The sequence below is a fragment of the Streptomyces sp. NRRL S-495 genome (assembly GCF_000966955.1).
Classification (GTDB): domain Bacteria; phylum Actinomycetota; class Actinomycetes; order Streptomycetales; family Streptomycetaceae; genus Kitasatospora; species Kitasatospora purpeofusca.
On record NZ_JZWY01000033.1, the window covers coordinates 49,994 to 57,367 of the forward strand.

General features: G+C 74.1%; 6 protein-coding genes and 1 pseudogene. 1 reads left to right on the plus strand and 6 read right to left on the minus strand.

Annotated elements, in window-relative coordinates:
* Position 1: 1 nt before the first annotated feature.
* From paaC to def, 4 genes and pseudogenes are all read right to left on the minus strand, one after another.
* Positions 2 to 883: a 1,2-phenylacetyl-CoA epoxidase subunit PaaC gene (gene paaC / locus VR45_RS02805; RefSeq protein WP_045938050.1), complete on the minus strand. Its 882-nt coding sequence runs from the start codon at positions 881 to 883 to the stop codon at positions 2 to 4.
* Between the two features lie 17 nt (positions 884 to 900).
* On the minus strand, positions 901 to 1,194 hold the full coding sequence (gene paaB / locus VR45_RS02810; RefSeq protein ID WP_030391930.1) for a 1,2-phenylacetyl-CoA epoxidase subunit PaaB: 294 nt from the start codon (positions 1,192 to 1,194) through the stop codon (positions 901 to 903).
* Positions 1,191 to 2,307: pseudogene (gene paaA, locus VR45_RS02815) on the minus strand (1,2-phenylacetyl-CoA epoxidase subunit PaaA). The gene paaB and the pseudogene paaA overlap by 4 nt, the downstream one beginning before the upstream one ends.
* Positions 2,308 to 2,565: 258 nt before the next feature.
* Positions 2,566 to 3,258 (minus strand): peptide deformylase, encoded by a 693-nt coding sequence (def, locus tag VR45_RS02820; RefSeq protein ID WP_107084085.1) that lies wholly within the window; start codon positions 3,256 to 3,258, stop codon positions 2,566 to 2,568.
* A gap of 387 nt (positions 3,259 to 3,645) precedes the next feature.
* On the opposite strand from def, the gene VR45_RS02825 reads away from it, so the two are divergent.
* Positions 3,646 to 4,242, plus strand: coding sequence for a helix-turn-helix domain-containing protein (locus VR45_RS02825; protein WP_045938051.1), 597 nt, complete (start codon positions 3,646 to 3,648; stop codon positions 4,240 to 4,242).
* 112 nt (positions 4,243 to 4,354) lie between these two features.
* On the opposite strand, the gene VR45_RS02830 is transcribed toward VR45_RS02825, so the two are convergent.
* Both VR45_RS02830 and VR45_RS02840 read right to left on the minus strand, forming a co-directional pair.
* Positions 4,355 to 5,935, minus strand: coding sequence for a M20/M25/M40 family metallo-hydrolase (locus VR45_RS02830; RefSeq protein WP_199925891.1), 1,581 nt, complete (start codon positions 5,933 to 5,935; stop codon positions 4,355 to 4,357).
* Between the two features lie 722 nt (positions 5,936 to 6,657).
* The gene (locus VR45_RS02840) at positions 6,658 to 7,317 is read right to left on the minus strand and encodes a response regulator transcription factor (protein ID WP_045938071.1); all 660 of its coding nucleotides are present in this window, start codon (positions 7,315 to 7,317) and stop codon (positions 6,658 to 6,660) included.
* Positions 7,318 to 7,374: the final 57 nt, after the last annotated feature.

Sequence of the window (7,374 nt, forward strand, 5' to 3'; positions counted from 1 at the left end):
GTCACCACGTCGCACCCGGATGCGCGCGGGCCAGCACCTGCAGCTCGGCGAGCAGCAGGCCCAGGGCCTCGCTGTGCACCCCGTCCCGGCCCGCCCGGCCGCCGACGGTCGCCAGCCCCGGCACGTCCGGCACGGCCAGCCCGGCCTCCGCCAGCACCGCCGCCAGTGAGCGCAGCACCGGTTCGCGCAGCGTCGCCGGGTCCACCCCGACCCGCAGCTCGACCGGGTGCGCGGTGAAGAGCTCCTCCAGCAGCGGCCAGACCGCGTCCAGACCGGCCTGCATCCGCGCGGCCGAGTACGGCGTGCCGTCGCCGAGCCGCAGCGTCCATGCGGTGGCGTACTCGCGGTGGTACGCCAGCTCCTTCACCCCGCGCGCCGCGACCGCCGCAAGCACCGGGTCGGCGTGCCCGGCCAGCGCCTCGTACAGCGCGCCGCGGACGGTGGAGAACAGCAGCAGGCGGGCGATCGAGTAGGCGAAGTCCCCGTTCGGCGCCTCGACCAGGCGGACGTTGCGGAACTCCTGCTCCTCGCGCCAGTACGCCAGGTCGTCCTCGGTCCGCCCGGAACCGTCCGCCTGCCCGGCCCGGGTGAGCAGCTGGCGGGCCTGGCCGAGGAGGTCGAGGCCGAGGTTGGCGAGCGCGACCTCCTCCTCCAGCTCGGGCGCGCGGGTGCACCACTCGATGAGGCGCTGGGCGAGGACGAGCGCGTCGTCGCCCAGCATGAGGCAGTAGGCCGCGAGGTCGGTCCCGTCCAGCCCGGGCGGGACGGCGGTGTCCACCCCGAGCAGCGGGTCGGCGAAGCCCGTCCCGTACGCCCAGCGGCCCTCGCCCTCGGGCTCGGGGGACGCCTCGCTGAGGCTCAGGTACACGTGGTCGTCGGTCATGGTTCGGCTGCTCCCGGTCAGATGTGCGGGACATCCTCGGGGATGTCGTAGAAGGTCGGGTGGCGGTAGACCTTGTCGCCACTGGGCGCGAAGAACGGGTCGCGCTCGTCCGGGGTGGACGCGGTGATCGCGTCGGAGCGGACCACCCAGAGGCTGACGCCCTCGTTGCGGCGGGTGTAGAGGTCGCGGGCGGCGAGCAGCGCCATCCGGTCGTCGGCCGCGTGCAGGGAGCCGACGTGCACATGGTTCAGGCCCCGCCGGGGGCGCACGAACACCTCGTAGAGCGGCCAGCCGGCCTTGGACTCGGTCACTTTCCGTTCTCCTGTTCCGTCTGCGTACCGGCGTCCGGCTGCGTAGGGGCCTCCGTCTGCGTACCGGGGTCCGCCTGCGTACTGGCGTCCGGCTGCGTACCGGCGTCCGCCTGCCTGCCGGCGTTCGTCCCGGTGCTCGCGCCGGCCTCGGCGCGGCGCTTCTCCGCGTACGCGGTGGCCGCCTCGCGCACCCACGCGCCGTCCTCGTGGGCGGCCCGCCGCCGTTCGACGCGCTGGGCGTTGCACGGGCCCTGGCCCTGGATGACCCGGTTCAGCTCCGACCAGTCCGGCTCGCCGAAGTCCCAGCTGCCGCGCTCCTCGTTCCAGCTCATCCCGGGGTCGGGGAGGGTGACACCGAGGTGCTCGGCCTGCGGCACGGTCATGTCGACGAAGCGCTGCCGCAGCTCGTCGTTGGTGTGCCGCTTGATCCGCCAGGCCATCGAGCGGGCGGTGTTCGGCGAGGCGGCGTCCGAGGGGCCGAACATCATCAGCGACGGCCACCACCAGCGGTCCACCGCGTCCTGGACCATCCGGCGCTGGGCCTCGGTGCCGCGCATCAGCGTCATCAGCAGCTCGTAGCCCTGGCGCTGGTGGAAGGACTCCTCCTTGCAGATCCGGACCATGGCGCGCGCGTACGGGCCGTAGCTGCAGCGGCAGAGCGGGACCTGGTTGCAGATCGCGGCGCCGTCGACCAGCCAGCCGATCACACCGACGTCGGCGAAGGTGAGGGTCGGGTAGTTGAAGATCGAGGAGTACTTCTGGCGGCCGGAGATCAGCTTCTCGGTGAGTTCGGCACGGTCCACGCCGAGGGTCTCGGCGGCGGCGTAGAGGTACAGGCCGTGACCGGCCTCGTCCTGGGCCTTCGCGAGCAGGATCGCCTTGCGCCGCAGGGAGGGGGCGCGGGTGAGCCAGTTGCCCTCGGGCTGCATGCCGATGATCTCGGATGCCGATGATCTCGGAGTGGGCATGCTGCGCGATCTGGCGGACGAGGGTCGCCCGGTAGGCGTCGGGCATCCAGTCGCGGGGCTCGATGCGCTGCTCCGCGGCGATGACGGCCTCGAACGCCTCCTCGGGCGATGCCCCGGGCCGCTCGGCCACCTCTGCTGTCACCACGGTCCCCTTTCGCTGCCTGTGTCCCCACCCGTCGGCGGGCCGCCAACCGACTGACCGTTCGGTCGGTACCATTGTGCGCGGTGGGACGGGCGACTGACAAGGGAGCACCGCCGATGTCGGGGCGGCGGCTCGGGGACGGGGCGGCGGCAGGGCGGGCCGGGGACGGGCAAAGGCCGGGCCCGGGCCCCTGGGGCTCGGACCCGGCCGAAGTGGAACGCGTCACCGCCGGTCACCAGCCGACGGCGCGAGGGGGCTGCGTCAGGCCGACGTCCGGCGCAGGGCAGCCAGTTCCTCGGCGCGAACGGCCCGCCCGGCGAACACCTCCGCCTTGCGCTCCTCCATGCGGCGCAGCGCCGCGCGCCGCTCCCGGGCGGCGAGGCGGTCGATGTAGAGGCCGCCGCCCAAATGGTCGGCCTCGTGCTGCAGGCAGCGCGCAAAGTAGCCGCACCCCTCGACGACCAGCGGCCGGCCGTCCAGGTCCCGGCCCCGGACCACCGCCCGGTCCGGGCGGGCCAGAGCCACGTACGGACCGGGGACGGACAGACAGCCCTCCTCCGCCTCGACCAGCCGACGCGCGCCGGCGGGCAGTTCGTCGAGCACCGGGTTGAGGATGTGGCCCACGTGCCGGACGCCGTCCTCGTCGAAGCAGTCCCAGACGAAGAGCTGGAGGTCGACGCCGATCTGGTTCGCGGCCAGTCCGGCCCCCTCGGCGACCCGCATGGTGGCGAACATGTCGTCGATCAGCCGCGCCAGCGCGGGCGTGCCGAACTCCTCCTCCGCCACGTCCCGGCACCGGCGGTGCAGCACGTCCTCCCCGACGACGGTGACCCGCCGCACCTCACCCCGCAACGCCTCCGGCGGCACCTCCGGGTAGGCCGCCTGCACCTCGCCCTGCAAGCTCACCTGGCCCCGGACCGGCTCCACCCGCTCCACCGACTCGCGTCGCGCCATGATCTTCTCCCCCTCCGTGATGCCTGCGGCTTCCGCGCTGCTGCGTTCCCGCAGTCCCGCATGCCGCATTCCTGCGTTGCTGTGCGCCGCCCGAAGCCCTGCGTCGCTGGGCTGCTGGGTTACTGGGTTGCTGCGCTCTCCGCGCCACGGTGCCGGATGCGGCACCGTGGCGCGCGGGAGCCGGCACCGGCGATCCGGCATCGGCTCCACTGCTCGTCACTCTCCCACACTTTGCAAAGTGTGCACTTTGCAAAGTGTGGGCAGGCGGCCATCGGAGCCCCCTCGCACGCCGCCAAGAGCCCCATACAGTGGGCAAACACTGGCCCGGCCGCGGATCGACGCGATCCGCACTTGCCAAAGAACTTTGCAAAGTGGAGTCTTTGCAAAGTGACCACCCACAACACTCCCACCGAACCGGCCGCCCTCCAGAGCGGGGCGCCCTCCCGACCGCTGCCGCAGCACGCGGTCCGCGCCGCACTGCTCGACCTGATCGCCGAGTGGGGCAGCATCACCGCGAACCAGGCCGCGCAGATGATCCGCCAGAGTTCCGGAACGTGTTCCTTCCACCTCCGGCAGCTGGCCCGGTACGGGCTGATCGAGGAGGCGCCGACCGGGGACGGGCGTTCCCGCCCGTGGCGACTCCGCTGGGAGGGGTCGCTGATGCCTCCCGAGTCGGGCACGCCGACCGCCGGCCGGACCAGCGGCGATCTGACCCCCGAGCTGGCGACCGAACTGGAGAACGGCAGCTACCGCCACTGGCTCGCCAACCGGTCCGCCGCGCCCACCGAATGGCAGCGGGACCAGACCTCCAGCGACATCCTGCACCTCACCAGCGACGAACTCGCCGACCTCGGCGCCGCCGTCCGCGCCCTGCTCGCGCCCTACCGGCAGCGCGAACCGCGCACCGGGACCCACCCCGTCGCGGCGGTCACCCGGCTCTTCCCGCTGCTCGCGGACACCGGAGAGGAAGCCGAGACGCGCTGAACAGCCGACGGCTGACAGATTTCACAATCTGCCAGCCGTCGGCTGCCGTCAGCCGGCCGCCGACGGTCGACGGTCACTCGTCAGCCGTCACCGGCTGGGACACCCCGCCCCGTCACCCCTCCGAGCGGTCGCGCAACCGTGGGAGCGGAACGGCGAGGAGCGCCGCCAGCAGGGCGATCCTCGGTGCCAGCTGGTCGATCCGGATGTGCTCGTGCCGGGCGTGCGCGCCCCCGCCGACGGCGCCGAAGCCGTCGAGCGTGGGGAGTCCGCGCGAACCCGGCAGGTTGGTGTCGCCCGCCCCGCCCGCCGGACCGCCGTCCAACTGCTGCCCGAGCACCGCCGCGAGCGAACGGACGTGGCGCAGCAGCGGGTTCGCGGAACGCTCGGGCCAGGCCGGGCGGCTGGACAGCACCTCGGTCCGCACCCGCGCGCCCGGCCGCAGCGCGGTCAGGCGGGCGAGGTTGTCGAGGGTCCGGCGCTGCGCCTCGGTGGTGGAGAAGCGCAGGCCGAGTTCCGCCTCGGCCCGGCCCGCCACGACGTTGGCCCGGCTGCCGCCGCTGATCCGGCCCGCGTTCAGCTCGGTGCCGGGGAGGCTGACCAGGCCGCGGACGGCGACGAGCTGGTCGACCAGTTCGTCCACGGCCGAGACGCCGTCGGCGGCGTCGTTGCCGGCGTGCGCCTCGCGCCCGGTGACGGTGAGCCGCACCCGGGTGGAGCCGCGGCGGGCGGTCTTGAGCCGGCCGTCCGGGTGCGGCGGTTCGAGGCCGAGTACGGCTGCGGCGTCCCGCAGTTGGCGTTCGACGAGGCGCCTGCCGTCCGGGCTGCCGACCTCCTCGTCGGAGACCACGACCAGGCGGACCGTGCGGTGGGGGCGTTGGCCGAGGTCGGCGAGCAGGGCGAAGGCGCCTTCCAGGATGGCGAGTCCGCCCTTCATGTCGACCACGCCGGGCCCGCTCAGGGTGCCGTCCTGTTCGGTGACCGGCCAGTCGGTGAGGATGCCGGCCGGCCAGACGGTGTCGTGGTGACCGACCACGAGGAGGTGCGGCAGGCTTTCGTCCCGGCCCTCCCATTGGAGAACGAGGTGGTCTCCGGCCGGGCCCGGTTCGCGGTGGACGGTGGCGCCGGTGGCCCGGAATCCGGCGGCCAACTCCTCGGCGAGGGCGTCGAGTCGGGGTGCGTCACCACTGGGGGACTCGATCCGGGCCAGGTCGGCGCAGCGTCGCCGGACGGCTCCGGCGAGGGTGCGGGCGCGGGTGGTGAGGGCCTGGGGCAGACCGGGGAGAGCGGCGGTGGGGCCGGGTTGGCCCTCGCTGTCGGGGACGGCCGGAGTGTGGGGGGCCGCTGCGGTGGGTGGCGCGGCGGCGGGTGTGGGGGCGGCCGGGGCGAGGGCGGTTCGGACGGTGCCGATTCTCGCGGTCGTACCGGAGGTGGCCGGGGCGGTTGCGGCGCCGGCGGTCCTGGTCGGCTCGACTGGGGCGAAGGCAGTGGTGGCTGCTGTCGTGGTGACGGCGGCAGTGGTGGCGCCGGCCGTCATCGTGGTGACCGTCGTGGTGGTGGCGGCGTTCGCGGTGGCAGCGTTCGCGGTGGCAGCGTTCGCGGTGGGGATGGCGGCGGCGTTCGCAGTGGCGGATCCGGTGGTGGCCGTCGGGGTTGGGGCGGCCGGGGCGGTGATCGTGCCGGCGGCGACCGGCACCGGAGCAGCGGCAGGGACAGGGGTCGCGGCGGCCATGGGGCTCGCCGCGGGAGTGGCGGGGCGGACGGCTTGAGGACTCAACGCTTGCCTCCGCGGCCGCCGCCGGTATACAGCGGCCGCGCGGATCGGCCGGGGCGGCCGGTCCGCCCCGGCCAGGTCACCGGGCCGACAGGCCCGGCTGTGACGGCGGGACACCAAGAGGGTCCGTCCGTTCCAAGTGCGCTGGAACGGCTGGGCGGCGTGTGTGGCATGTGCGTCCTCCTCGCTCGATCCGGTGGCCCCGATCGTCCCGGAGCCTCCGTGGACGGCGGCTTCCCTTGCGGCGGGCGCAGAACGACGCACCACCACAGGGAAGCCGAGATGTGAGCCTAGAAGAACCGTTCGGTTTCCTGCGAGGTGGCCCTGCTCCCAGCGTGCCGGGGTCGGGCTCCGCCCCGTCGCCCGGCCGCTGAAACGGCGGTCGGCGCACGACATGCGAACCCGGCTCGGCGCGCGGGCGCGGTCGCCGGATCGCGCCCACCTCCACCATGGACCCGGGGCCGGGGTTCGGCAGCACAGGACGCCAAGGCGCGCCTTTTCCAAGCCAGATGGGTGACGGCGGACCGGCGTCGAGTACCGCGCGGCGCTGATCCGGGGGCGGTCGGTTCGGGGCAAATCACCGTGTTCCCAGGCGATGGCGGAGGAGTGCGGACGGATCGTCGCACAAGGGGAGGGCGGTCGGCTCAGCCGGCGTCGCCCACCATGCCGGCGTCCCGGGCGAGCAGTGCCGCCTGGACGCGGTTGCCGACCCCCAGCCCGGTGAGGATCCGGCTGACATGGGCCTTGACCGTGCTCTCGCGCATCCCGAGGACGACCGCGATCTCGGCGTTGGAGCGGCCGACGGCGAGTTCGCGCAGCACCTCGCCCTCGCGCGGCGTGAGCCCCTCCAGGCGGCCCCGGGCCGCGACCGCGCGCGGCTCGCCGGTGCGGTGGTAACGGTCGATGAGGCGGCGGGCGGCGGCCGGGTGGAGCATGCCCTGCCCGCCGGCGACCACGTGGACGGCGCGAGCGATCTCGGCGGGCGGGGTGTCTTTGAGCAGGAAGCCGTCGGCCCCGGCCGCCAGTGCCCGGTAGACGTACTCGTCGAGGTCGAAGGTGGTGAGCGCGATGACGCGCGGACCGTCCGGCAGCGCGCGGAGCCGCCGGGTCGCGGCGATGCCGTCGAGCCTGGGCATCCGGATGTCCATCAGGGCGACGTCGATGCGGTGGCGGGCGGCGAGTTCGACGGCCTCCAGTCCGTCGGCGGCCTCGGCGACCACGGTCAGCTCCGGGTCCTGGGCGAGCAGGTCGACGAGTCCGAGCCGGACCAGCGCGTCGTCGTCGACCACCATGGTGCGGATCACGTCGCCTCGCTGGGTGGGTTCGGGTCGGTCCACGGGTCGGCGGGGCGCCGAGCGGGC

Coding starts and splice junctions, on each gene's coding strand:
- paaC (WP_045938050.1), bottom strand. CDS start 883: ATGACCGACGACCACGTGTACCTGAGCCTCAGCGAGGCGTCCCCCGAG.
- def (WP_107084085.1), bottom strand. CDS start 3,258: ATGGCGCGACGCGAGTCGGTGGAGCGGGTGGAGCCGGTCCGGGGCCAG.